The following is a 23,497-nucleotide window of genomic DNA, read 5'->3' as shown; positions in this document are numbered from 1 at the left end:
ACCCATGCGTCGTGCGCTTCGCGGCCTGATTGCCGCTGTCCTGAGCTTGTCTGCCATTGCCTGTTCGGCGGCCGACAAACCGGCCTCGTTCGAGGAAGGCAAGCAGTACAAGCAGGTCAACGAAGTGCAGGCGCCGGCCGACAAGAAGCGCGTGCAGGTCGCGGAGTTCTTCTGGTACGGCTGCCCGCATTGCTACGCCTTCGATCCGTCGCTGCGGGCCTGGGAGAAGACCAAGCCGGCCGACGTCGACTTCGTCCGCTATCCGAACTCGCTCGGTCACCCGCAGGGTCTGCTGCATTCGCGGGCGTTCTATACCGAGCAGGCGCTGGGCGTGTTCGACACCATGCACACGGCGCTGTTCGACGCGATCCACAAGGACGGCAATCCGCTGATCTCGGAAGCGCAGATCGCCGCGCTGTTCCAGAGCAAGGCGGGGATCGATCCGGACAAGTTCAGCGGCACGTTCAACGGGTTCGTCGTCGACGCCGAAGTCCGGCAGGCCGAAAACCTGGCGCGCAGCTACGGTGTGTTCAGCGTGCCGACCATCATCGTCGGCGGCAAATACATGACGGGTCCGGCGATGACCGGCGGTCTCGATCAGACCATTGCCACCATCAATTTCCTCGTCGACAAGGTTCGCAAGGAACGTGGCATCAAAAAATAAGCGGCTGCTCGCGCAGCTGCCAGCCCGGCTACTCGCCGGGCTTTTTCTTGCAGCCGCCGGTGGCGCACACGCAATGCCGCTGGCGAGTGTCAGCGCTGCGTGCCAGGCGCTCGGCGAGCGACTCGGCAGCGTCGATGTGCAGACCTGCCTGCAGTCGGATCTGCAGATCACGCAGGCGGCCAGCGTCAACGGCCAGCCCTTGCTGTACCGCGACTATCTGCCGCGTTCGCGGCGGGTGGCGCCGCGCCGCGTGCTGCTGCTCGGCGGCATTCACGGCGACGAGTTTTCCGCCGTCAGCGTGGTCTTCCAGTGGATGAAGCGTCTGCAGGGCGAGCGTTTCCAGCCGTTCCACTGGCGGGTGATTCCCTGTGCCAACCCCGACGGCCTGCTCGGCGATCCGGCGACGCGCATGAACGCGCACGGCGTCGACCTGAACCGCAATTTTCCGACGCCGGACTGGAAGGCCGACGCGATGCAGTACTGGGAGCAGCGCACGCACCGCGATCCGCGCCGCTATCCGGGGCCGGCGGCACTGTCGGAGCCGGAAACGCGCTGGCTGCTGCAGCAGATCAACGACTTCCACCCGGATGCGATCGTCTCGGTGCACGCGCCTTACGGCGTGCTCGATTACGACGGCCCGGACGAACCGCCGACGCGATTCGGCTATCTGCACCTGCATCAGCTCGGCACCTATCCGGGCTCGCTCGGCAACTATGCCGGGGTCAATCTCGGCCTGCCGGTGATCACGCTGGAACTGCCGCACGCCGGCATCATGCCGACGCCGGCGCAATCGCAGCGCGTTTGGGGTGACATGCTGTCCTGGCTGCAGGCGAATCTGCCGAAGGAACCGCCGATCTATCTGCGCCTGACCGAGAAGTCCTGGGAAAGCGACTAGGCCCGCTCGCTACGCTGTGCAGAGCCGTTCGGGAAGCGCAGAAACCCTGCACTGTTGATCGGCACTGCGAGCGTAGCGAAGCAATCCAGAGGAGACGCCGGCTCGAGCGGTGTCGCTGGACTGCTTCGTTGCCGAACTTCCCGCGACGACAAGCTCTGCAGAGCCCCCGGCGTTGCGCCTCAGCGGCTTTCTTCGCGGAAGATCTTCCACTCGCCCTTGTCGTCGCGCTTCCAGAACTGCTGCTTGCGCGAGTCGAGCTTGTAGTTGTCGGAGCGGTAGTGCTGCGTGAATTCGGCCAGCATCAGCTGATCGTCGCTGCCCGGATAGCGATACAGGCTGATATCGCTGAGCTGCACGTCGATGAACTTCTTCTGCGCGTTGACGCGCTCCTTGTGATCGACGAAGGCCTTGCGATTCATGCCCTCGGTCGTGAACTCCGGACCGTAGAAATCCAGGTAGGCCGCCGTGTTCTTCGACGACCAGGCCGTGCGCCAACGTTCGACGCGCGCCATGAAGGCATCGCGATCCTTGCGCATCTGCTCCGGTTCCTGCCAGCTCAGCGCGTCGCTCAGCAGTACCGGTGTCTGGCCCAGTTCGATGTAGGGCTTGAGTGCGAGCAGATCGGCATTGGCCATCGTCACGCAGCCTTCGCTCGACAGCGGCGGGCGCGTGTCGGTGCCGATCGGCACGCCGTGCAGCCAGATGCCGTAGCCGGTGCGACGTTTGAACTGGTCCCAGAGATTCGGGTAGTTGAGCGGGAACGCACCGGCACCATAGAACGCGGGCAGCTTGCTGCCGTCGATCCAGCCGGTGACGTGATAGATACCGACCGGGGTGCGGTTGTCGCCGGCGCTCTGCTTGCCCCAGCCGTTCTTGCCCATCGCCGCGTAGTGGTGGCTGATCAGCTTCAGCTGTCCGCCGTCGTTGCCAAGCACGTACAGCCGCGCGCGCGGCAGATCGACGACGATCAGATGCTTGAAGCTGGTGGCGAGGCGCAGCACCGAATCGGGCATCGTGCCGGCCTTCGGCACCGCACGTTCGCTCGCCAGGCGCAGGCGGGCCTCCTCGGCCAATGCCTGCAGCTGCGGCTGCGGGGCGTCGACCGCAAGCCGCGTCTTCAGCTCGCCGTAGAACTGCTGACCGAGACGGAAGTCCGGTGCCTGCGCATTGAGCGCCGCGAGCGAGTGCAGGGCGTCATCGGCCTTGCCCGCCGACAACAGATCGGCAACCGCGCCGAACTGTTGTTCCGGCGAGCTCGCAAAGGCAGATGTGCTGATGACCAGCAGCGCGGCGGCCAGCTGCGCCAGCCGCGTGGATGAAATCGTCGACATCGAACGAACCGCGTCCCCCACAAAAACCAGTCTGGCGTTCCGTTCAGGTCATGGCCGAACGGAAGGTGTTCAGCGCGTGTACTCGCGGACGATTTTCCAGCTGCCGTCGACCGGGACCAGTTCCAGCACCTTGTTGACGTTGTCCGAGTAGGCGTCCGAGGTATAGGCCTGGTTGAAGCTGACGCGCACGGCGCCGTCCTCGATGTCGCTGGCCTTCGGGTCGATCACGCGCACGCTGATCTTTTTCGGCGTGCTGATGCGATCGCGACGCTGCGCAGCCCAAGTGTCGCGCGAAACGCCACCTTCCGGTTTGAACTCGGGCGCGTACATCGCCAGATAGGCATCGACATCCTGGCTGGCCCAGGCCTGCGCCCAGGCCTGTACCTGCGCGATCGCAGCTGCATCGCGGGCCGCGCCTTCGCTGCTCTTCGGCGCTTCGGCCGGTGCCGGCTTTGCTGCCGCGACCGGTGCCGCGGCGGTGACGACCGGCGCTGCCGGCGTCGCTGCCACGCTGGCCGCCGGCGGCGGCGCGGCAGCCGGCAGGCCGAGATCGGTGTCGAGCTGGTTGATCACGGCCAGCTTGCGGCGCGCCGCCTGATCATCCGGATCGAGCGACGCGGCCTTGCCGTAGGCGGCAGCGGCCAGTGCGGCGTAGATGTCGCCGAGATTCTCGTGCGCGGTGGCGTAGCTCGGATGCTTGGCGATCGCTGCCTGCAGCGCGTCGCGTGCCTTGTCGTAGTCGCCCTGAGCGGCATACAGCACCGCGAGATTGTTGTAAGGCTCCGGCAGCTGCGGGTAGTCGCGCGTCAGGTCGGCGAACACGCGGATCGCGTCCTTGCTGCGGTTGAGCTTGACCAGCGCCACACCCTTGGTGAAGCGGGCTTCGGCATCCTGCGGATTCTTGGCCAGGTGATCATCGAGCTTGCTCAGCGCATCGCTGGCATGGCCACTGTCGATCAGGGCCTGCGCCTGTTGCGCGACGCTGGCGTCGGCATGGACGGCCGGTGAAAGTGCGACCCCGGCCGCAATGACGGCCGCCAGCGCGGCATAGCGAAATCTTTCCATCGGATCCTGCCCCTGATGTTTTTCGTTGAGCCCGGCAACTATAACAGCCGGTCCGCCGCGATTCGCGGCCAAAAGCCTGCATGAAGTCCTACTTCTGACGACGGTAGGGATTCGGGGTGCCGGGCGGTAGCCGCTTGAAGCGCCGGTGCACCCAGAAGTACTGCGCCGGCGCGAGCCGTATGCCCTGTTCGATCGCGAGATTGACGCGCGCCGCGTCGGCGAGCTCGTCGCCGGACGGAAAATGCTCGAGCGCCGGCAGGAAGGTCACCCGGTAACGGCCGCCGATGCGTTGCGGAAAGTACGGCACGACCTTCGCGCGGCCCATCTGCGCGAGGCGCGCGGTTGCGGTGATCGTGCCGACCGGCACACCGAAGAACGGCGCGAACACGCTGATGCGCGGGTCCAGGGTTTGATCCGGTGCGTACCAGATTGCATGGCCCTGGCGCAGCGCCCGCACCAGCGCGCGCAGATCGTCGCGCGGCAGGGCCGGTTCGCCGGAGCGGCCTTCGCGCCACCGGTGCATGAAGTAATCGAGCACGGCGTTGTTGTAGGGCCGGTACATGGCGTGGAACGGCCGTTGCGCGAGGCAGACGTAGCGAGCGCCGATTTCCAGCGTCGTGAAGTGGCCGGTCAGCAGCAGCACGCCGGAACCGTCCGCCTGCGCCGCGTCGAGATGTTCCAGCCCGACGATCTCGCCGCGTCGCCGCAGCCGCCAGTCCGGCGCGAACCAGGCGATCGCCGCTTCGAACAGGCCGGCGCCGAGCGCGCGAAAGTGCGCATCGATCCATCGTGCGCGCGTGGTGGCATCGAGGTCCGGAAAGCACAATTCGAGATTGACGCGAACGATGCGGCGGCGGCCGCCGAGAACGCGACCCGCGAGCCAGCCCAGACCTTCGCCGATCGCCAGCAGCAGGGGAATCGGCAACCAGCTCACCAGCCACAGCAGACCGATGCCGATCCAGGTCGGCCACCAGCGCGGGTGGAAATGGCGGGCTTCGAGCGCAGGCGCAGCCATGGCGATCGGTCGAAAAGTGTCGCGCATTGTAGCGACCATGGGCGTCACGTAGGCTGCGCGTCCATGCGTGCCCTCTACACCGCTCTCCTCTATCTGGCGACGCCGTTCGTGCTGCTGCGGCTGTTGTGGCGCAGTCGCGAGCTGGCCGCGTATCGCCATCGCTGGAACGAACGCTTCGGATTCGTCGCCAGGCCCGCACAGCCGATCGCGGTCTGGGTACACGCGGTGTCGGTCGGCGAGACCCTGGCCGCGGTGCCGTTGATCCGCGCCCTGATCGCAAGACATGGCGCGGGCCGGGTCTGGGTGACGACGACCACGCCGACCGGTTCCGAGCGCGTCACCGCGCTGTTCGGTGCCGATGTCGTGCACAGCTACGCGCCGTACGACCTGCCCGATGTCGTCGCCCGATTTCTCGCCCGCGTGCGGCCGGGCAAGATCGTCGTGATGGAAACCGAGCTGTGGCCGAACCTGCTGCGCGCCGCGGCAGTGCGCGACATCGCGCTCAGCATCGTCAACGCGCGGCTGTCGCCGCGCTCGTTCAAGGGCTATTCGAAAGTTGCCGGCCTTGCGCGGCGCACGCTGGCCGACTGCAGGCAGATCGCGGCGCAGAGCGCGGCCGATGCGGAACGCTTCCGGCAGCTTGGCGCCGCGCAGGTCAGCGTGATGGGCAACATCAAGTTCGATCAGCAGCTGCCTGAAGCACAGCTCGCGCTCGGCCGACAGCTGCGCGCCAGGCTCGGGGCGCGACCGGTGTGGATCGCTGCGAGCACGCATGAGGGCGAGGACGAGATCCTGCTCGCCGCTCACCGCGCGCTGCTGGCGACGCAGGCGGACGCCCTGTTGTTGCTGGTGCCCCGTCATCCGCAGCGCTTCGATGCGGTCGCGCGGCTGGTGGCGCGCGAATCGTTCACGCTGATCCGCCGCAGCGCGCTGGCGGCGTTCGACGGCGGGACGACACTGATCGACGCGCAGGTCCTGCTCGGCGACAGCATGGGTGAAATGTTCGCGTACTTCGCCGCCAGCGATGTCGCCTTCGTCGGCGGGTCGTTGCAGGCGGTCGGTGGTCACAACGTACTGGAGCCGGCGGCGCTCGGCCTCCCGGTGCTGTTCGGTCCATTCATGCACAACTTCGTCGCCGCCCGCGATCTGCTGCTCCACGCCCATGGCGGCATCGAAATCAGCGCCGCATCGTTGCCGGACACGCTGCGCGTACTGCTCGGCGACGCGAATCGGCGTCATGCGATCGGCGCCGCGGGGCGTGGCGTGGTCGAAGCCAATCGCGGCGCGCTGCACAAGCTGCTGGCGGCGATCGGCGAAACCTGATCCCGGCGTGCCACCACGGCCCGCCCATGCGGTGAAGGATGTCGTTCTTCCGGCTGCACGGCTTGCATATATTTCGCATGCGAAATAAATTGACGACATCATCCTGCCGGGCGTCGCCACGATGTCGACTGAAGAATCCATTGAATTCGCCGCCGCCGATGGCTATCGGCTGCATGGCAGCCTGCAACGGCCGTTGCGCGCGCGCGCGGTGATCGTCATCCATCCGGCGACCGGCGTCCCGGAACGCCTCTACCTGCCGTTCGCGCGCTTTCTTGCCGCGCAGGGCTACGCGGTGCTGACCTATGACTATCGCGGCATCGGCCGCTCGGCACCAGGTTCGCTGCGCGGCTTTTCGGCGCGCATGCGCGACTGGATGGAACAGGATGTCGCCGCCGCGACGCGCGCGTCCGCGGCGCTGTACCCGGGATTGCCGATCCTCGCGATCGGTCACAGCGTCGGAGGCCATGCCCTGGGCATCAGCGACGCCACGCACGAGTTGCGCGCGGCGGCGATGATCGCCAGCCACGCCGGCTATGTCGGCAGCATTCGCGGCTGGACCGAGCGACTGCGCGTGCGTGCCGTGCTGCTCGATCTCGGGCCGCTGCTGCTTCGCTGCTTCGGGTACCTGCCCTGGCGCCGACTCGGCCTGGGCGAAGACCTGCCGGCCGGCGTCGCGCGCGAGTGGATCGGCTGGTGCCGGCAACCGGGCTATTTCTTCGACGATCCCGCGTTGCAGGCGCGCAGCCGTTTCGGCGACAAGAAGCTGCCGCTGCTGGTGCTCGGCTTCACCGACGATCCGTGGGCGAATCCGCGCGCGATCGACGCACTGGTCCGGCACTTCGCACAGTGCCCGCTGGAGCGCCGGCAGATCGCGCCGGCGGATGTCGGTGCCAGGGCGATCGGACACATGGGCTTTTTCCGCCAACGCTTCAGCGACAGCCTGTGGCCGCAGCTGCAGGCCTGGCTGGACCGACAACTGCCGACGGAGCTGTCCGCCGCGACATAATGCGGCAATGACGAACGGCACCGATCGCAGGCTCATCTATCTGCTCAATGTCGGCCAGCGCCGGCTCAATCGCTGGCTCGAAGCGCGTCTCGGCGAGAAGGGCATGATCTCGGCGGCGCAGGCGGGTGCGCTGTTCTATCTGGCGCGGCACGACGGGGCGTCGATTGGCGAGCTGGCACAGACGCTCGATCTCGCTGCCTCGGCGATGACCGGTCTCGTCGATCGCATGGTGCGCGCCGGCCTGCTCGAGCGCCGCCGCGATACGCAGGACGGGCGCGCGGTGCGCCTGCATCTGAGCGCTGCCGGACGCGATGCCTTGAAGACCGCCAATCGCGAACTCGCGCCGCTCAATGCCCGGCTCGCCGACGGTTTCAGCGATGCCGAGATCGACATCGTTGCGCGCTGGCTGGCAAGCCTGCGCGACAAGTTCGATACCGAGCACGAGGAGTGATGGCCTTGGCGCTACCATGGCCGCGATGAGCGATCTTGTCGTGATGAGGCCGGAAGGGTGCGAGGGGGCTGTCGCGAAGCACGGCTTCGCGCCCGAGCACGCCCGCACAGGGATGTGCGGGCCGGGGCACCGCGCCATGGATGGCAAATCGCGATGAGCGATCTTGTCGTGATGAGGCCGGAAGGGTGCGAGGGGGCTGTCGCGAAGCACGGCTTCGCGCCTGAGCACGCCCGCACAGGGATGTGCGGGCCGGGGCACCGCGCCATGGATGGCAAATCGCGATGAGCGATCTTGTCGTGATGAGGCCGGAAGGACTCTACTGTCCGCCCGGCGACTTCTACATCGACCCGCACAAGCGCGTCACCCGTGCCGTTGTCACGCACGCGCACGGCGATCACGCGAAAAGCGGCTGTGCCCGCTACTGGACGGCGACGCCGGGCTATCGGCTGCTGAAGACGCGGCTCGGCGCCGGTGCGCAGGTCAAGCCGCAGGACTACGGGCAGATTTTCGAACTCGGCGACGCGCGTGTTTCGCTGCATTCGGCCGGACATATCCTCGGCTCGGCCCAGGTGCGCATCGAAGTCGGTGGCGAGGTCTGGGTCGTTTCCGGCGACTACAAGCGTGACGCCGATCCGAGTTGTGCTCCTTTCGAGGTCGTGCCTTGCGACGTGTTTGTCACCGAAGCAACCTTCGCTGCTCCGCAATACGTGTGGCCGCCGGACGGCACCGCGAGCGCGGAAATCTTCGCGTGGTGGACGCGCAATCGCGAGGACGGTGTTGCCAGCGTGCTGTTCTGCTATGCGCTCGGCAAATCGCAGCGCATTCTCGCCGAACTGACGCGACACACCGACGCGACGGTCTATCTGCACGAGGCGATGACCAAGCTGGTCGGCCATTACCGGCGCGAGAACATCGCCATGCTGCCGACGCGCAGCGTCAACGAGTGCGTGCGCAGTCATGACTTCCGCGGCAGCCTGATCCTGGTGCCGCCGCACGCTTTCGGCACGTCCTGGCTGAAAAGGCTGGCGCCTTACCGGACCGGCTTCGCCTCAGGCTGGATGGGCGCACCCGGTGAGCAAGGTAGCGGCCGTGCGGCGAAATACGATCGCGGCTTCACGCTCTCGGACCATGCCGACTGGCCGGCGCTGCTGCGCACGATCGACGAAACCGGTGCGCGCCGCGTGCTGGCGATGCACGGCGATACCGCCTTGCTGATCGAGACCCTGCGTGCGCGCGGCCTGCAGGCCGATGCCCTGATCTGAAGCTCCGCAACGGCGGAACCGGGACGGAACGGAGCAAAGGTCCGGCCAGACCTTCATTGCCCTCCGCTCGGCTCGCGAAATCCGCAGGGTCTGCCAGGCGGCGCTGCACGAGCCCGTCATCGCGACGTCGCGAAGCGGCCGTGGCGATCCAGGTGCGGCACTCGCGCAGGGAGCCGCCGGATTGCGGCTCCTCGCCATGAGGAAGCGAGTCGTTGTCCGGACCTTCCCCGGGGCTTCAGCCGTCGATCTGGCCGGCGTTGTCGATGATGCGGCCGACCAGACCGTATTCCTTGGCCTGCTGCGCGCTCATCCAGTAATCGCGTTCGGTATCGCGCTGCACACGCTCCAGCGGCTGGCCGGTTTCGCGTGCGAAGATCTCGTTCAGACGCTGGCGCATCAGCACGATCTCCTTGGCCATGATCGCGATGTCGGACGCGGTGCCGCCGGCGCCGCCGGACGGCTGGTGCAGCATGTAGCGGGTGTTCGGCAGGCTCAGGCGGTTCTCCGGCCTGGCGGCCGAGTAGATCAGCGCGCCGGCACTGGCGACCCAGCCGGTGCCGATGACTTTCACGACCGGCTTCACGAACTTGATCATGTCGTGAATGGTGTCGCCGGACTCGACGTGCCCGCCCTGGCTGTTGATGTAGATCGTGATCGGCTCGTCGGAATCGGCGGCCAGCGCCAGCAGGCGGGCGCTGAAGCTTTCGGCGAGCTTCTGGTTGATCGCGCCGTAGATCAGGATCGTGCGCGCCTTGAACAGGCGCTCCTCGAGCGCCGGCACCTTGCGCGCTGCGGCCTTGGCCTCGTCTTCGTCTTTCTCGGCCTGCTTGGAATCGTGATCGAGCATTTTTCTTTCCGGTTGCCGACCGCGAGCGGGTCGCGGCCGGTACAGCGCATGGAGGGCGGATTCTAGGAGACGTTCGCGTCGACTGCACGCCGGCGCCACAGGCCGATCTCTATGGGCGGCCCGGCGCGGCGCAAGGTCGGCGCCGCGGACTGGCGGCCCTTGGCGGGCCGGTTCGCCGGCTTACGGCGCAGTCGGCGGTGTTGCGGCGTCGGCGTCCGGTTCGCGCAGCCAGGTCTGGGTGCGGCCCAGCAGGGAAAAGCCGATGAAGCCGCGCACGTCGAGCTTCCGGCCATTGTCGGCCATGGTCAGCTTGACGCCGTAGATCTTGCCCTTCTCCGGATCGAGCACCTGGCCGCCGTCCCACTGGTCGCCGTCCTTGCGCACGTCCCAAAGCACCTGCATGCCCAGTATCGGCTGGTTCTTGCGCTGGCCCTCGCACTTCTCGCAAACCGGGTTCGGCTTCGACGGATTGATCAGCTTGACGACCGTACCCTGCAACTTGCCGTCCTGTTCGGTGATCGTGATCAGCGATTTGGCCTTGCCGGTCGCGTCGTCGATGGTCTTCCAGGTGCCGACCGGCGTATCCGGGGCGGCCCAGGCGACCGGAGCGAGGCTCGTGGTCAGCAGCAGCGCGGTGACGAACAGCGGACGTTTCAGCGTTTTCATGATTCCTCCACAGGGGCTTTCATCTTAATCGGCACGAGCAGCGTCGCGGCACGGTACTGAATCCGTTCTTAATCCCGCGGCGGGCATCTGGCTGGCACGACGAGGGCTGATTTCCTACCGCGCCGGCAATCCGGACTTTCTAGAATCCGCGCATGCTTGATCCCTTGTCGCCGCCGCAGACCTATCCACCCCCCGACTTCGTCGAGCCGCTGGCCCATGATCCGGCGCAACTGCGCAGCGACGAATACGACCAGTTGCTGCGTCGCGATCCGCAGCGCTATGCCGATGTCGTGCAGGCGATCAGCGCGTTCGGCGTCTGCGTGATCGACCGCGACGGCCGCATCGCCAGCTGGAACCGCGGTGCGACACGACTCTCGGGATGGCGCGAGCGAGAAATCGTCGGCCGGCCTTATGCGCAGATGTTCGTCAACGACGGCGCACGAGACAACGCGCCGCAGCAGTCGCTCGATTTCGCCCGCACGCATGGACATTGCCGCAGCGAGCACCGCCGGCGCCGCCCCGACGGCAGCCATTTTCTCGCGGAATGCACGCTTGATGTCGTGCGCGGCGCCGGCGGCGAGATCTTCGGCATCGTCGAAGTCTTCCAGGACATCACCGAACAGAAGGCCCGGCAGAGCGAGCTTTACGAACGCGCGACGCGCGACAGCCTGACCCGGCTGTTCAACCGCAGCCATTTCCTCGACATCGGTGCCCAGGAATTCGAGCGCGCCCGGCGCTTTGCCGAGCCCTTGTCGGTCGCGCTGTTCGATGTCGATCACTACCGCAAGTTCAACGACAGCGAAGGTACCGACACCGGCGATCGCGCGCTGGTCGGTGTCGCGCAGACCCTGACGGCGGGCCTGCGCCGCATCGATGTCATCGGCCGGCTCGGCGGCGACGACTTCGCGGTGCTGCTGCCGCGCTGCGACAAGGGTCCAGCGCTGGAAATCGCGCAGCGCCTGCGGCTGCAGGTCAGCGAAAACCGGATCAGCACCGACGGCCCGCACCATGCGTCGGTCCAGGTCAGTGGCGGTGTCGCGGCCATGCGGCCGCTGACGCGCGATTTCGGCGAGCTGATGCGGCATGCCGATGCCGCGCTGTTCAAGGCCAAGCGCGAAGGGAGAAACGCCGTGCGCGCGTGGTTCGAGTGATCGGCGGCGAATAAATCCGCTGCGCGACCCGATCCAGCACCTGTGATGCTCGCCGTACCGTCTGTACGGCTGCGCTTCTCGGCACAGCCTCGGGCCGCTCGCGACGATTTCTTCGCTGCCGATCAGAGGCTGTGCGCGGAAAGCGCGAGCTTGGCCCTGCTCGCAACGCCGAATCCGCGCGTGACACCTGCAGGAGCGCGACCCGCGGGCTTCACAAGGCCAATCCCTTCTCGCTTCCAGGAGGGCAGAGGGTCGGCTCGAGGGCTTGGTCAGTCAGGCGCTGAAGCTCGCGCGACAAGAGTGCGCAGGATGTTCTACGTCGACTGCTTGTAGTAATCCGGCCGCCCGGCCGTCCACAGCTCGCCCCAGAGCTTGCCGCCGCCGTCGACGGTCAGCACTTCACCGGTGATGAAGCTGCCGCTGCTGGCCGAGAGATAAATGCAGGCTTCGGCAATTTCCATCGCCGTGCCGGGCCGCTTCATCGGGTTGGCGAGCGGGAATTCCCTGACGGCTTCCGGCGGGTAGACCTCGAGGCCTTCGGTTGCGGTCAGGCCTGGTGCGACGCAGTTGACGCGAATGCCGAGCGGTGCCCATTCGACAGCGACGGTGCGCGAGGCGCCGATGATGCCGGCGCGGGCCGCGACCGTGTGCGCGACACCGGGCATGCCGCGCTCGGTGACGACCACGACATTGACGATCGAACCCGAGCCGCCACCACCGGCAACCGGATGTTCTCGCCAGTACCGCGCGGCGCGCTGCATCATGTACCAGCTGCCGTTGAGGTTGTTGTTGATGACCGCGGCCCAGCCCTTGGGCGCGTAGTCGATCGCAGGTTGCGGATACTGGCCACCGGCGTTGTTGACGGTGAAATCGAGGCGGCCGTACTCGGCGTGTATGCGCTGGAACAGCGCGTCGACCTGTTCGGCCTCGCGAACATTGGTCGGCACCGCCAGCATCGTCGCGCCCTTGCCGCGCGCGAAGTCGACGACCGCGGCCAGCTTCTCCGCCGTGCGCCCGCAGATCACGACGGTGGCGCCGAGGCGGGCGAACAACAGCGCCGTCGCGCGGCCGATGCCGCTGCCGCCGCCGGACACCAGCGCGACCTTGCCGGCAAACAGATCGGATCGGTAAACCGTGTCGGCGGACCAGACCGATTCCGGCGTGTTGGCGTCCAGCTGCGCCTGATAAGCGTGGCTCATGCGGGGCTCAGCTGCGCAGCAGCTCGCCGGCGATGATCATCTTGCGCACTTCCGTCGTGCCGGCGCCGATCTCCAGCAGCTTGATCGAGCGATACAGACGGTTGATCTCGGATTCCCAGATGTAACCGCTGCCGCCGTGCACCTGGATGGCGTGATTGAGCACCTTGTTCATGGTTTCGGCGACATACATGACGCCGGCCGCGGTCAGCTTGTGGATCTCGCCGCGGCCGCCCTCGTTCTCGTCGACAACATCGGCGGCGCGCAGCACCTGATAGGTGTACAGGCGCATCGATTCGACCCAGACGTACATCTCGGCGAGCATGGACTGCACCATCTGGAATTCCGAAATCGGCTTGCCGAACTGCTTGCGCTGGCGGGCGTAATCCAGCGACAGCGCCAGTGCGCGCTCGGCGATGCCGAGGCAGATCGGCGAGATCATCGCACGCTCGAGATCGAGGCCGGACATGACGATCCTGACGCCGCGGTTCTCGTCACCGACCAGATTTTCGGCCGGGACCTTGCAGTCCTCGAACACCAGCTCCGCGGTCTGCGAGCCGCGGAAGCCCATCTTCACGAGCTTCTGCGCGATGCGGAAACCCGGCGTGCCCTTTTCGACGACGAACGCCGAGATGCCCTGCGCGCCCTTGTCCTTGTCGGTCTTGGCGTAGATCAGCAGCACATCGGCCACGGGTCCGTTGGTGATGTAGATCTTGCTGCCGTTGAGGATGTAGTGGCCGCCTTCGCGGCGCGCCGTCGTGCGCATCGAGCCGAGCGCGTCGGAGCCGGCACCGGGCTCGGTGAGTCCGAGCGCGCCGATCAGCTTGCCGCTGTTCAGGCCCGGCAGATACTTCTGTTTCTGCGCTTCGTTGGCGTTGCGCAGGATGTTGTTCATGCACAGGTTCTCGTGCGCCACCCAGGCCAGGCCGAGCGAATGATTCCAGCGCGAGAACGCCTGCAGGATCAGGCCCGAGGTAAACACGCCGAGATTCGAGCCGCCGTACCCCTCGGGCGCGGTGATGCCGAAATAGCCGGTCTCGCCGATCTTGGGAAAGATTTCGGTCGGCCACCATTCCTCGTCGTCCATCTTCTGCGCGAGCGGGTACAGCTCGGCCTGCGCGAAGCGGTCGGCGTTGCCGAGGATTTCGAGTTCGTCGTTGGAAAGTCCGGAAAACGCCTGCATCACGCTCGGGCGTTCGTTGCCGCTGAAGTCTGCCATGGGATCGCTTTGGTGAGTCTGACTTACCAGCATGCTAGTGAGTGAGGCCGGCAACAACTTCGTCCGATCTGGTGAGGGTCCGTCGGTCGGCTTCGGCCTGCCGTCCGGCCGTTGCCGCGCCGTGCCGGGTGGCAAAAACCTACCAGCAGGCCGCTACTGCCGGCAGCGCCGTTCGAGAATGCGCTCGAACCCGATCTGGAGCACCCGATGACGACCCGGCGTGCCGCGCACAAAGCGGTCTGGATGGCGATCCTGCCGGCGCTCGCCGTGCTGGTGCTCGGACTGTTCATCACCGAGCGCGCCTATCGCTACGTCGATCAGACGGCCACGGCCGTTCGCGACGCGCACTTCGAGCAGGAAACCTCACGCATCACGACGGCGCTGGTCTCGCGTTTGCAGGCCTATGAACAGATCCTGCGTGGCGGCGTCGGCCTGTTCGATGCCTCGGACGCGGTCAGTCGCGACGAATGGCGGCGCTATGTCGACAGCATCAACGTCAGCGAAAACTTTCCAGGGGTGCAGGCAATCGCGTTTGCCCGCCATTTGCAGGCCGATCAGCTTGACGCCTACCAGCGGCGGGTCCGCGGCGAGGGCTATGGCGATTTCAGCGTGTTTCCCGCGGGCCCGCGCGGCGAATACACGTCGATCGAATACATAGAACCCTTCACGGGTCGCAATCAGCGGGCATTCGGCTACGACATGTTTTCCGAGGCCACGCGCCGCGCGGCGATGATCAGGGCGCGCGACAGCGGCCGGGCGGCGCTGACCGGGCCGGTGCAGCTGTTGCAGGAAAATGGCGATGATCCGCAGGCCGGCACCTTGCTGTATCTGCCGGTCTACGCGTCGCGGCTGCCGCCGCATGATGTCACCGGCCGTCGTCACGACCTGCTCGGCTATGTCTACGCGCCATTCCGCATGGGCGACTTCATCCGCCCGGTGCTGTCCGGCAGCGCCGATGGCGTGCACCTGCAGCTGGCAGACGCCGACGGCGGCGCGCTGTTCGACGATCGCCCCGCCGGCGAGATGCCGGCGCTGACCGCCAGCCGTCGCATCGAGCTCTACGGTCGGCACTGGCAGCTGCAGTTTGCCGCGATGCCCGGTTTTGCCGGCGGTGGCGCGTCGATGGCGCCGGCGACCGCGATCGCCGGTGTGCTCTGCAGCCTGCTGCTGGCAATGGTCACTTTTCTGCTCGGCAATGGTCGCCAGCGCGCCCAGCTGCTGGCGCGGCGGATGACCGCGACCCTGCGCGAGAACGAGGCGTATCAGCGCGCGATCGTCGACAGCGGCGCCGAAGGCATCCTGACGATCGACGAACGCGGCTTCGTGCAGACCTTCAATCGTGCCGCGGAACAGATGTTCGGCTACTCCGCGCCCGAGGTGATCGGCCGCAACGTGACCATGCTGATGCCGGCGCGCTACCGCGGCGACCACGCCCGTCACGTCATGCAGTTCAATCCGGATCGCGACAGCCGCATCGTCGGCCTGCGCCGCGAAGTGACCGGCCAGCATGCGGACGGCAAGGAGTTTCCGATGTCGCTGTCGATCAATCTGATCGACGCCGAAGGGCGGCGCCGTTTCGTCGGCGTCGTGTCCGACATCAGCGAGCGCCGAGCGGCGGAGCAGGCACTGCGCGACTCCGAGGAACGCTTCCGCCTGATGATCAGCAGCGTCAGCGACTACGCGATCGTCGGGCTCGATCCGGCTGGTCATGTCAGCACCTGGAACGAGGGCGCGCAGCGCATCAAGGGCTACGCCGGAGACGAGATCGTCGGCCGCCACTTCGCCTGCTTCTACACGCCCGACGATCTCGCCGCAGGCAAGCCGCAGCGCGCGCTGCAGATCGCGGCCGAAAAGGGACATTTCACGGACGAGAGCTGGCGCCTGCGCAAGGGTGGCACGCGCTTCTGGGCCAGCGTCGTCATTACCGCCCTGCGCGACTCGACGGGCAAGCTGATCGGCTTCGTCAAAGTCGTGCGCGATCTCAGCGAACGCCGCCACGCCGAAGAGGCGATCGCCGAAGCCAATCGTTTCCGCCAGTCGATCCTCGACGGCGCCGCGTTCGGCATCGTCGCAACCGACGTGGACGGCCGCATCAGCGCGGCCAACCCTGCGGCCGAGCGGCTCTGGTGGCATCGACGCAGCGAGATGGTCGGCCACCTGCGCCTGACCGATCTGATCGACGAGTCCGATCTGGAACTGCGCGCGAACACGCTCGCCAAGGAGTTCGGCATCGTCCCGCCGGTCGGCTTCGAGGTCCTCAAGCTGCGCGCCGGCCGCGGGCTGGCCGACGAGAACGAATGGAGCGGGCGCCGCAAGGACGGCTCATCGGTGCCGCTGGAGATTGCCATCACCGCACGCCGCGATGCCGACGGACGGATCATCGGCTATCTGGCGATGGCCTACGACATCACCGAGCGGCGCCGGCGCGAAGAATACGTGCGCCACATCGCCCATCACGATGCGCTCACGCAGTTGCCGAACCGCACCCTGTTCAGCGACCGCGCCAGCGTCGCGATCGCGCGTGCGCGCCGCGACCACAGCCAGGTCGGCGTGATGATGATCGATCTCGACAATTTCAAGCGCATCAACGACTCGCTCGGTCATCACGTCGGTGACCAGATGCTGATCACCGTGGCCGCGCGGCTCAAGGACTGCGTGCGTGAATGCGATTCGATCGCGCGCATGGGCGGCGACGAATTCGCGATTCTGCTGCCCGACGTGCGCGACACTGCCAGCATCGTGCGCATCGCCCAGTCGGTGATCGCGGCGATCGATCAACCGGTCGTCGTCGGCGCGCACGAACTGCGCGTCACCGCCAGTGTCGGTATCAGCGCCTACCCCAATGCCGGCGACGATCCGGCGACCCTGCTGAAGAACGCGGACACGGCGATGTACAAGGCCAAGGTCGGTGGTCGCGATGGCTACCGGATCTTCACGCAGGACATGCTGCTCGAAGCCGAGCAGCGCATCGTCGTCGAAACCGAACTGCGTCGGGCGCTGGCGCGCGGCGAATTCGAGATGCACTACGAGCCACAGGTCGCACTGCAGAGCGGCGAAGTGTTCGGCGTCGAGGCCCTGATCCGCTGGCGGCATCCGGAGCGTGGTCTCGTGTCGCCGGCCGAGTTCCTGCCGGTCGCCGAGGAAACCGGGCTGATCGTGCCGATCGGCTACTGGACCCTGCACACGGCCTGCCGCGAGGCGGTCACGCTGCAGGCGCGGCTGGGGCAGCGGCTGACCGTCGCGGTCAATCTGTCGCCGAAGCAGTTCGCGCATCCCGAGTTGATGCAGAACGTGCAGTCGGCGCTGGCCCATTCCGGCCTGCCCGCCGAGCTGCTCGTGCTTGAAATCACCGAAGGTGCGCTGATGGCGAATTCCGAGGAGACGATGGCGACACTGCACGCGCTGCGCGGCATGGGCATCGAGATCGCCGTCGACGATTTCGGCACCGGCTACTCCAGCCTTTCGTACATCACGCGTTTCCCGATCGATCTGCTCAAGATCGATCGCAGCTTCGTGCACGACATCATCAACGATCCGGCCGATGCGGCGGTGGCGCGTGCGATCATCGCGATGGCGCACGGTCTCGGCATCAAGGTCATCGCCGAAGGTGTCGAAACGCAGGATCAGCTGGTGTTCCTGCGCGATCGAGCCTGCGATGCGGCGCAGGGGTATCACATCGGTCGCGGCGCCGCGATCGATGCCTTCGCGCTGCAGGGCTACCATTTCTGCAAGCCGACGCCGGCCGACGAGCTGCCGTCCAAGATCATCAGTCTGAGCCAGGCGCGCGAGCGCAACGCGTCCTAAACGCCCGGTGCTTCCGCCATCGTCTGCTGCAGGACCTGCAGCAGACCGGGCAGCTGTGCGTGCAGCTGCGGCAGATGATCCGCCCAGGCGTGCGCCGCATCGAGCAGGGCCTGCGGCCTTCGCAATCGCGCCGCCGTGCGCGTCAGCGCCTGCGCGATGCCGGATGGCTCGGCGTAGGAGCGCAGCAAGGAACCGAAGGCCGCCGCCGAAGTGCGGCGGCCGCCGGCCAGCTCGAACCATGGTGCGGCATCGGCGATCGCCACACCGGCGCGATCGCAGAACACGGACAGCGGCTCGTCGCTGTAGCGCCGCCAGTCGACTGCCAGCGCGTGATCGAAGCCCAGATCGAGAACAATGCCGGCATATCGGCGGGTGCCCGGTGCGAAGCCCTCGCGCAGAACGCGCACCGCCGGGTGCCGGTCGGTCTGCGCGTCGACCCGGCGATGCAGGCGGATGCCGAGTGCGATGTCGTCGGGATACGCCGACAGATCGGCGCCGTGCACAACATCGCCGAGAATGCTGCCGGCCAGCGAGGTACCGCTGCGCTCGGCGAGCCAGAGATGCGCGAGGAAGTTCACGGCGCGATCGCGTCGACCAGACCCCAGTCCAGGGCCCGTGCCGCGTCGATGCGCAGTCCGCTCAGGCCCAGCCAGGCGACGCGCTGGCGGCCGATGCGGCGCGTGATGCTGATGCAGCCGCCGGCACCCGGAATCAGGCCGTACTTGAGTTCGGGCAGCTGGAACCAGGCGTCATCACGCGCGACGATGCGGCCGGCGAAAGCCGGGAATTCGATGCCGGAGCCGATGCAGGCGCCATGCACGAACGCCGTGCTGCGCGAAGCCAGCTGCGCCAGCAGGCGGCCCGGCAAGGCGAGACTGCGGACCAGATGCGCGGTCGCCGGATCGGGTGCCGTCCCGAATTCGCGCAGATCGCCGCCGGTCGAGAAGCATTTGCCGCGAGCGCGAATCTCGATCGTGGCGATCGACGCATCGCTGACCGCCAGCTGCAGGGCTTCGCACAGTGCGTCGCGCATCTCCACCGTCATTGCATTGCGGTTGCCGGGCCGGTTGAGCGCAAGCTGGAGGCGATCCTCCTCGCGCGTGATGACGACGGCCGGACCGTCCTCGTCCGGCGCCGCCCGGTCGCCGGGATGGGCGTTGCGCCAGCCGTGGAATTCCGGACCGTTCTGCAGCGCCGCGTAGGCCAGTGACTCCGCGCTCAGTGCCTCGGTAATCGGCAGCTTCTCGATCAAGCGCAAGAGCTGCACGAACACCATTGCCGCCAGCGGATGGCGACGGACATTGGCAATCAGGGATGCGGCAGCATCGATGTCGTCGACGACCGCATCGCAGGCGACGGCGAACGGCGCGTCGCCGGCGCCGATGCCGACGACCGGCGCCGGCAGCGCGCGCAGCCAGTCGTTCAACGCGCGATCGGCGCGGTCGCCGGCGCCGAGCGCCAGCAGCAGCAGCGGTTCGCCGAGCGGCGAATGCGCGCGCCGTTCGCCCAGCGATGCGAGCTGTCGCAGCTGGTCGACGGACAACGGGACCGGAGTGGATGACATGGCGTCACGCTAGAGCGCCGTCGCCGCGACGGCAAGCGCCAAAGCCCGAATCGGGCAGCGCGTGCGCGCAGCTGGCCGGTCGCCGCGCCGGCTCAGCGTTCGCCGCGTCGCAGCAGCTTGAAGAATCCGTACGACGGATCGTCAGGGCCGGGCGCGCCGATGTGCGCGCCGGCCAGAAACGGATGATCGAGTTCGATCCGGCTCGGATTCGCCGGATAGGCCCAGTCGGCAACGATGCTGCGGTGGCTGAACTTCCAGACGCCCTGGCGTTTTTCGTATTTGTCGAAGTAGCGGCCACCGATCAGCACATCGTACAGGCCGTCGTTGGTCTTCACCTGATGCATCGCGATCAGGTAGATCTCGCCCTCCGCGCGAATGCCGTCGAGTTTGAGATTGATGGTCGTGACGTTGTGGTGCAGCACCGCCATCGGCGCCTGGATTTCCGGCAGCTTGTCGAGGAACTCCTTGGCTGGACCCTTCGCGAACTTGCCGTGCTCGTCGATCGCGTCGTCGTGATACAGCGCGCGCATCTTGTCGAAATCGTGCCGGTCGGCGGCATTGCAATAGGCGTACACCAGTTCGGTGATCGCCTGCTTGTCGAGCAGGATTTCGAGTTGGCGTTCGAGGTCTTCGCGCATCATCGTTCTCCGTTGCGAGGCACGAACCTAGCACTCGCAACGCGCGGCGCGTTCCCCTGAACGGGTGATGCCGGGAATTCCCTCTCCCCGCGCGCGGGGAGAGGGAGGCACATCACATATTCCTGCGATAACGGCCGCCGACTTCGAACAGCGTCTGCGTGATCTGGCCGAGCGAGCAGATGCGCACGGCATCCATCAGCACTTCGAAGACGTTGTCGTTGGCGATCACCGCATCGCGCAGGCGCCCGAGCATGGCCGGTGCATCCTTGGCGTTGCGCTTATGGAAGTCCTTGAGACGGGTCAGCTGCGACTGCTTCTCGTCGTCGGTCGAACGTGCCAATTCGATTTCATGCTGCTCGTCGTCGCCCTTCGGATTGCGGAAGGTGTTGACGCCGATGATCGGCAGCGAGCCGTCGTGCTTCTTGTGTTCGTAGTACAGCGACTCTTCCTGGATCTTGCCGCGCTGGTAGCCGGTTTCCATCGCGCCGAGCACGCCGCCGCGCGAGGCGATCGCCTCGAATTCCTTGAGCACGGCTTCCTCGACCAGATCGGTCAGCTCGTCGACGATGAAGCTGCCCTGCAGCGAGTTCTCGTTCTTCGCAAGGCCGAACTCGCGGTTGATGATCAGCTGGATCGCCATCGCGCGCCGCACGGATTCTTCAGTCGGCGTCGTGATCGCCTCGTCGTAGGCGTTGGTGTGCAGCGAGTTGCAGTTGTCGTTGATCGCCAGCAGCGCCTGCAGGGTCGTGCGAATGTCGTTGAAGTTCATCTCCTGCGCGTGCAGCGAGCGGCCCGAGGTCTGCACGTGGTACTTGAGCTTCTGCGAGCGCTCGTTGCTGCCGTAGCGGTTCTTCATCGCCACCGCCCAGATACGACGTGCGACGCGGCCGATCACCGTGTACTCCGGGTCCATGCCGTTCGAGAAGAAGAACGAGAGGTTCGGCGCGAAGCTGTCGATGTGCATGCCACGCGCCAGATACGACTCCACGTACGTGAAGCCGTTGCTGAGCGTGAAGGCGAGCTGGCTGATCGGGTTCGCGCCGGCTTCGGCGATGTGATAGCCGGAGATCGAGACCGAGTAGAAGTTCTGGACCTTGTGCTCGACGAAGTACTGCTGGATGTCACCCATCATCTTCAGCGCGAACTCGGTGCTGAAGATGCAGGTGTTCTGGCCCTGGTCTTCCTTGAGGATGTCGGCCTGCACGGTGCCGCGCACCGTCGACAGCGCCTTGGCCTTGAGCGCCGCGTGCTCCTCGGCATTCGGCGCGCGCTTCTGGGCCGCGGTGAACTGTTCGACCTGCTGATCGATCGCGGTGTTCATGAACATCGCCAGGATCATCGGCGCCGGGCCGTTGATCGTCATCGACACGGAGGTTGTCGGCGCGCACAGATCGAAGCCCGAGTACAGCACCTTCATGTCGTCAAGCGTGGCGATCGACACGCCGGAGTTGCCGACCTTGCCGTAGATGTCCGGGCGCAGGTCCGGGTCCCAGCCGTACAGCGTCACCGAGTCGAACGCGGTCGACAGGCGATGCGCCGGCATGCCCTCGGACACGCGCTTGAAGCGGCGGTTGGTGCGGAACGCATCACCTTCGCCGGCGAACATGCGGGTCGGGTCCTCGCCTTCGCGCTTGAACGGGAACACGCCGGCGGCAAACGGGAAGTAGCCCGGCAGGTTTTCCTTCATCAGGAAGCGCAGGGTTTCGCCGTCGTCCTCGAAGCGCGGCAGCGAGACCTTGCGGACCTTGGTGCCGGACAGCGATTCGCTGGTCTGCTTGGTGCGGATCTCCTTGTCGCGGATCTTCACGACGTCCTCGTCCTGCGCGTAGCGTGCGACGAGCTCCGGCCACCGCGCGAGCAGCTTCCGGGCTTCCGTCGTCAGCTCGCCGTCCTTGGCCGATACCAGTTCGTCGAAGCCGCTTGCCGGCTTGCCGGCCGCCTCGAACAAGGCCTTGGCGATCTGCAGCGACTGGCGCTCGCGTGCAACGCGGGCCTGTCGCGCCACTTCCTTGTGATAGCCGCGCACGGTATCGGCGATGTCGGCGAGATAGCGCACGCGTTCCGGCGGCACGATCGCGCGACCTTCCGACGAGGCCTTGACCGTGACCTTCGGCAGCTTGCCGGCCGCAAGCTTGAGACCGAGCGCGCCGAGCTTTTCGGCGAGCGCCTGATACAGCGCCGTCACGCCATCGTCGTTGAAGCGCGACGCCATCGTGCCGTAGACCGGCATGTCGTCGGGCTTGCGCATGAACAGTTCGCGGTTGCGCTGGTACTGCTTGCGCACGTCGCGCAGCGCATCGGCCGCGCCCTTGCGATCGAACTTGTTGATGGCGATGAAGTCGGCGAAGTCGAGCATGTCGATCTTCTCGAGCTGCGACGCGGCGCCGAATTCCGGCGTCATTACGTACAGCGAGGTGTCGACGAACGGCACGATCGCCGCATCGCCCTGGCCGATGCCCGAGGTCTCGACGATGATCAGGTCGAAGCCCGACAGCTTGCAGGCGGCGATCACGTCCGGCAGGGCTGCCGACAGTTCGCTGCCGGTGTCACGCGTTGCCAGCGAGCGCATGTAGACATTGTCTTGGCCTTCGGTCCAAGGCTCGATCGCGTTCATGCGGATACGGTCGCCGAGCAGCGCGCCGCCGGTGCGCTTGCGCGACGGGTCGATCGAGATGATGGCGATCTTCAGCGCGTCGTTCTGGTCGAGACGCAGGCGCAGCACCAGCTCGTCGGTCAGCGACGACTTGCCGGCGCCGCCGGTGCCGGTGATGCCGAGCGTCGGCGTCTTGATGTCGGCGGCCGCCTTGCGGATGTCGGCCTTGAGCGCATCCGGATAGCTGCCGTTCTCGATCGCGGTGATCGCGCGTGCCAGATCGCGGCGGCTGCCGGATTTCAGCGCTTTCAAAGCCTCGCCGGGCTTCGGCGCCAGCGGCGTCAGGTCGTAGTCGCAGCCCTGGATGACGTCGTTGATCATGCCCTGCAGGCCCATGCTGGCGCCGTCTTCCGGCGAGTACAGGCGCGCGACGCCGTAGCCCATCAGCTCCTTGATCTCGGCCGGCACGATCACGCCGCCGCCGCCGCCGTAGATCTTGATGTTCTCGCCGCCGTTGGCGCGCAGCAGGTCGACCATGTACTTGAAGAATTCGGTATGGCCGCCCTGGTACGAGGTGATGCACAGGCCCTGCACGTCTTCCTGCAGCGCGGCGTTGACGATCTCGCCGACCGAGCGGTTGTGGCCGAGATGGATCACCTCGGCGCCGGTGCCCTGCAGGATGCGGCGCATGATGTTGACGGTCGCGTCGTGGCCGTCGAACAGCGAGGTGGCGGTGACGAAGCGCACCTTGTGCTTGGCCTTGTACGGCTTGAGTGGCGCGGGAACGGAAAGGTCGGTCATGACAGG

Annotated in this window: 19 protein-coding genes; 8 read left to right on the top strand and 11 right to left on the bottom strand. The window is 66.5% G+C overall.

Annotation, left to right across the window (positions count from 1 at the left end):
• The first annotated feature begins 4 nt into the window (after positions 1-4).
• Together G7Y85_RS16655 and G7Y85_RS16650 are read left to right on the top strand one after the other, a co-directional pair.
• The gene (locus tag G7Y85_RS16655) at positions 5-664 is read left to right on the top strand and encodes a thiol:disulfide interchange protein DsbA/DsbL (RefSeq protein WP_194241227.1); all 660 of its coding nucleotides are present in this window, start codon (positions 5-7) and stop codon (positions 662-664) included.
• Positions 665-737: 73 nt separating this feature from the next.
• The gene (locus tag G7Y85_RS16650; protein ID WP_241696243.1) at positions 738-1,559 is read left to right on the top strand and encodes a M14 family murein peptide amidase A; all 822 of its coding nucleotides are present in this window, start codon (positions 738-740) and stop codon (positions 1,557-1,559) included.
• A gap of 179 nt (positions 1,560-1,738) precedes the next feature.
• On the opposite strand, the gene G7Y85_RS16645 is transcribed toward G7Y85_RS16650, so the two are convergent.
• From G7Y85_RS16645 to lpxL, 3 genes are all read right to left on the bottom strand, one after another.
• Positions 1,739-2,890 (bottom strand): L,D-transpeptidase family protein, encoded by a 1,152-nt coding sequence (locus tag G7Y85_RS16645; RefSeq protein ID WP_166259932.1) that lies wholly within the window; start codon positions 2,888-2,890, stop codon positions 1,739-1,741.
• Between the two features lie 69 nt (positions 2,891-2,959).
• Positions 2,960-3,955: a L,D-transpeptidase Cds6 family protein gene (locus tag G7Y85_RS16640; protein WP_166259929.1), complete on the bottom strand. Its 996-nt coding sequence runs from the start codon at positions 3,953-3,955 to the stop codon at positions 2,960-2,962.
• An 88-nt stretch (positions 3,956-4,043) separates the two neighbouring features.
• Positions 4,044-4,970, bottom strand: coding sequence for an LpxL/LpxP family Kdo(2)-lipid IV(A) lauroyl/palmitoleoyl acyltransferase (gene lpxL, locus G7Y85_RS16635; RefSeq protein ID WP_166259926.1), 927 nt, complete (start codon positions 4,968-4,970; stop codon positions 4,044-4,046).
• A 63-nt stretch (positions 4,971-5,033) separates the two neighbouring features.
• On the opposite strand from lpxL, the gene waaA reads away from it, so the two are divergent.
• From waaA to G7Y85_RS16615, 4 genes are all read left to right on the top strand, one after another.
• Positions 5,034-6,293, top strand: a complete 1,260-nt coding sequence (gene waaA / locus G7Y85_RS16630) for a lipid IV(A) 3-deoxy-D-manno-octulosonic acid transferase (protein ID WP_166259923.1) — start codon at positions 5,034-5,036, stop codon at positions 6,291-6,293.
• Between the two features lie 121 nt (positions 6,294-6,414).
• Entirely contained in the window at positions 6,415-7,299 is an 885-nt protein-coding gene (locus G7Y85_RS16625) for an alpha/beta hydrolase family protein (protein ID WP_166259920.1), read from the top strand.
• Positions 7,300-7,306: 7 nt separating this feature from the next.
• On the top strand, positions 7,307-7,750 hold the full coding sequence (locus G7Y85_RS16620) for a MarR family winged helix-turn-helix transcriptional regulator (RefSeq protein WP_166259917.1): 444 nt from the start codon (positions 7,307-7,309) through the stop codon (positions 7,748-7,750).
• Positions 7,751-8,031: 281 nt separating this feature from the next.
• On the top strand, positions 8,032-9,012 hold the full coding sequence (locus G7Y85_RS16615; RefSeq protein WP_166259914.1) for a ligase-associated DNA damage response exonuclease: 981 nt from the start codon (positions 8,032-8,034) through the stop codon (positions 9,010-9,012).
• Between the two features lie 235 nt (positions 9,013-9,247).
• Here the strand turns inward: G7Y85_RS16615 and G7Y85_RS16610 are convergent, their stop codons facing one another.
• Together G7Y85_RS16610 and G7Y85_RS16605 are read right to left on the bottom strand one after the other, a co-directional pair.
• On the bottom strand, positions 9,248-9,859 hold the full coding sequence (locus tag G7Y85_RS16610; protein WP_166259911.1) for an ATP-dependent Clp protease proteolytic subunit: 612 nt from the start codon (positions 9,857-9,859) through the stop codon (positions 9,248-9,250).
• Between the two features lie 180 nt (positions 9,860-10,039).
• Positions 10,040-10,525, bottom strand: a complete 486-nt coding sequence (locus G7Y85_RS16605) for a DUF2147 domain-containing protein (protein WP_166259908.1) — start codon at positions 10,523-10,525, stop codon at positions 10,040-10,042.
• Between the two features lie 152 nt (positions 10,526-10,677).
• Between G7Y85_RS16605 and G7Y85_RS16600 the strand changes: the two genes are divergently transcribed.
• Complete coding sequence (locus G7Y85_RS16600; protein WP_166259905.1) at positions 10,678-11,676, top strand: sensor domain-containing diguanylate cyclase; 999 nt, start codon at positions 10,678-10,680, stop codon at positions 11,674-11,676.
• Positions 11,677-11,990: 314 nt separating this feature from the next.
• Here the strand turns inward: G7Y85_RS16600 and G7Y85_RS16595 are convergent, their stop codons facing one another.
• Together G7Y85_RS16595 and G7Y85_RS16590 are read right to left on the bottom strand one after the other, a co-directional pair.
• The gene (locus tag G7Y85_RS16595; RefSeq protein ID WP_166259902.1) at positions 11,991-12,875 is read right to left on the bottom strand and encodes an SDR family NAD(P)-dependent oxidoreductase; all 885 of its coding nucleotides are present in this window, start codon (positions 12,873-12,875) and stop codon (positions 11,991-11,993) included.
• A 7-nt stretch (positions 12,876-12,882) separates the two neighbouring features.
• Entirely contained in the window at positions 12,883-14,091 is a 1,209-nt protein-coding gene (locus G7Y85_RS16590) for an acyl-CoA dehydrogenase family protein (RefSeq protein ID WP_166259899.1), read from the bottom strand.
• Between the two features lie 207 nt (positions 14,092-14,298).
• Here G7Y85_RS16590 and G7Y85_RS16585 point away from each other — a divergent pair, with 207 nt between their 5' ends.
• Positions 14,299-17,895, top strand: coding sequence for a bifunctional diguanylate cyclase/phosphodiesterase (locus tag G7Y85_RS16585; protein WP_166259896.1), 3,597 nt, complete (start codon positions 14,299-14,301; stop codon positions 17,893-17,895).
• Here the strand turns inward: G7Y85_RS16585 and G7Y85_RS20685 are convergent.
• From G7Y85_RS20685 to icmF, 4 genes are all read right to left on the bottom strand, one after another.
• The gene (locus G7Y85_RS20685) at positions 17,892-18,473 is read right to left on the bottom strand and encodes an acyl carrier protein phosphodiesterase (RefSeq protein WP_166259893.1); all 582 of its coding nucleotides are present in this window, start codon (positions 18,471-18,473) and stop codon (positions 17,892-17,894) included. The two genes, G7Y85_RS16585 and G7Y85_RS20685, sit on opposite strands and share 4 nt — an antisense overlap.
• Positions 18,470-19,459: an enoyl-CoA hydratase/isomerase family protein gene (locus G7Y85_RS16575; protein ID WP_166259890.1), complete on the bottom strand. Its 990-nt coding sequence runs from the start codon at positions 19,457-19,459 to the stop codon at positions 18,470-18,472. The genes G7Y85_RS20685 and G7Y85_RS16575 overlap by 4 nt, the downstream gene beginning before the upstream one ends.
• 92 nt (positions 19,460-19,551) lie before the next feature.
• Positions 19,552-20,097, bottom strand: coding sequence for a nuclear transport factor 2 family protein (locus tag G7Y85_RS16570; RefSeq protein WP_166259887.1), 546 nt, complete (start codon positions 20,095-20,097; stop codon positions 19,552-19,554).
• 112 nt (positions 20,098-20,209) lie between these two features.
• Positions 20,210-23,491, bottom strand: a complete 3,282-nt coding sequence (gene icmF / locus G7Y85_RS16565) for a fused isobutyryl-CoA mutase/GTPase IcmF (RefSeq protein WP_166259884.1) — start codon at positions 23,489-23,491, stop codon at positions 20,210-20,212.
• Positions 23,492-23,497: the final 6 nt, after the last annotated feature.

Source organism: Solimonas terrae (genome assembly GCF_011067135.1).
GTDB lineage: Bacteria > Pseudomonadota > Gammaproteobacteria > Nevskiales > Nevskiaceae > Solimonas > Solimonas terrae.
Note: the sequence above shows the minus strand (reverse complement) of the source record. Positions and strands in the feature narration are given on the sequence as shown.

Bases quoted from the DNA above. Each gene is read 5' to 3' on its own strand.
- G7Y85_RS16640 (WP_166259929.1), bottom strand. From the start codon at position 3,955: ATGGAAAGATTTCGCTATGCCGCGCTGGCGGCCGTCATTGCGGCCGGG.
- G7Y85_RS16605 (WP_166259908.1), bottom strand. From the start codon at position 10,525: ATGAAAACGCTGAAACGTCCGCTGTTCGTCACCGCGCTGCTGCTGACC.
- G7Y85_RS16575 (WP_166259890.1), bottom strand. From the start codon at position 19,459: ATGTCATCCACTCCGGTCCCGTTGTCCGTCGACCAGCTGCGACAGCTC.
- G7Y85_RS16595 (WP_166259902.1), bottom strand. From the start codon at position 12,875: ATGAGCCACGCTTATCAGGCGCAGCTGGACGCCAACACGCCGGAATCG.
- G7Y85_RS16620 (WP_166259917.1), top strand. From the start codon at position 7,307: ATGACGAACGGCACCGATCGCAGGCTCATCTATCTGCTCAATGTCGGC.
- G7Y85_RS16585 (WP_166259896.1), top strand. From the start codon at position 14,299: ATGACGACCCGGCGTGCCGCGCACAAAGCGGTCTGGATGGCGATCCTG.
- G7Y85_RS16625 (WP_166259920.1), top strand. From the start codon at position 6,415: ATGTCGACTGAAGAATCCATTGAATTCGCCGCCGCCGATGGCTATCGG.
- G7Y85_RS16615 (WP_166259914.1), top strand. From the start codon at position 8,032: ATGAGCGATCTTGTCGTGATGAGGCCGGAAGGACTCTACTGTCCGCCC.
- G7Y85_RS16610 (WP_166259911.1), bottom strand. From the start codon at position 9,859: ATGCTCGATCACGATTCCAAGCAGGCCGAGAAAGACGAAGACGAGGCC.
- icmF (WP_166259884.1), bottom strand. From the start codon at position 23,491: ATGACCGACCTTTCCGTTCCCGCGCCACTCAAGCCGTACAAGGCCAAG.
- G7Y85_RS16600 (WP_166259905.1), top strand. From the start codon at position 10,678: ATGCTTGATCCCTTGTCGCCGCCGCAGACCTATCCACCCCCCGACTTC.
- waaA (WP_166259923.1), top strand. From the start codon at position 5,034: ATGCGTGCCCTCTACACCGCTCTCCTCTATCTGGCGACGCCGTTCGTG.
- G7Y85_RS16655 (WP_194241227.1), top strand. From the start codon at position 5: ATGCGTCGTGCGCTTCGCGGCCTGATTGCCGCTGTCCTGAGCTTGTCT.
- G7Y85_RS16645 (WP_166259932.1), bottom strand. From the start codon at position 2,890: ATGTCGACGATTTCATCCACGCGGCTGGCGCAGCTGGCCGCCGCGCTG.
- lpxL (WP_166259926.1), bottom strand. From the start codon at position 4,970: ATGGCTGCGCCTGCGCTCGAAGCCCGCCATTTCCACCCGCGCTGGTGG.
- G7Y85_RS16570 (WP_166259887.1), bottom strand. From the start codon at position 20,097: ATGCGCGAAGACCTCGAACGCCAACTCGAAATCCTGCTCGACAAGCAG.
- G7Y85_RS16650 (WP_241696243.1), top strand. From the start codon at position 738: ATGCCGCTGGCGAGTGTCAGCGCTGCGTGCCAGGCGCTCGGCGAGCGA.
- G7Y85_RS16590 (WP_166259899.1), bottom strand. From the start codon at position 14,091: ATGGCAGACTTCAGCGGCAACGAACGCCCGAGCGTGATGCAGGCGTTT.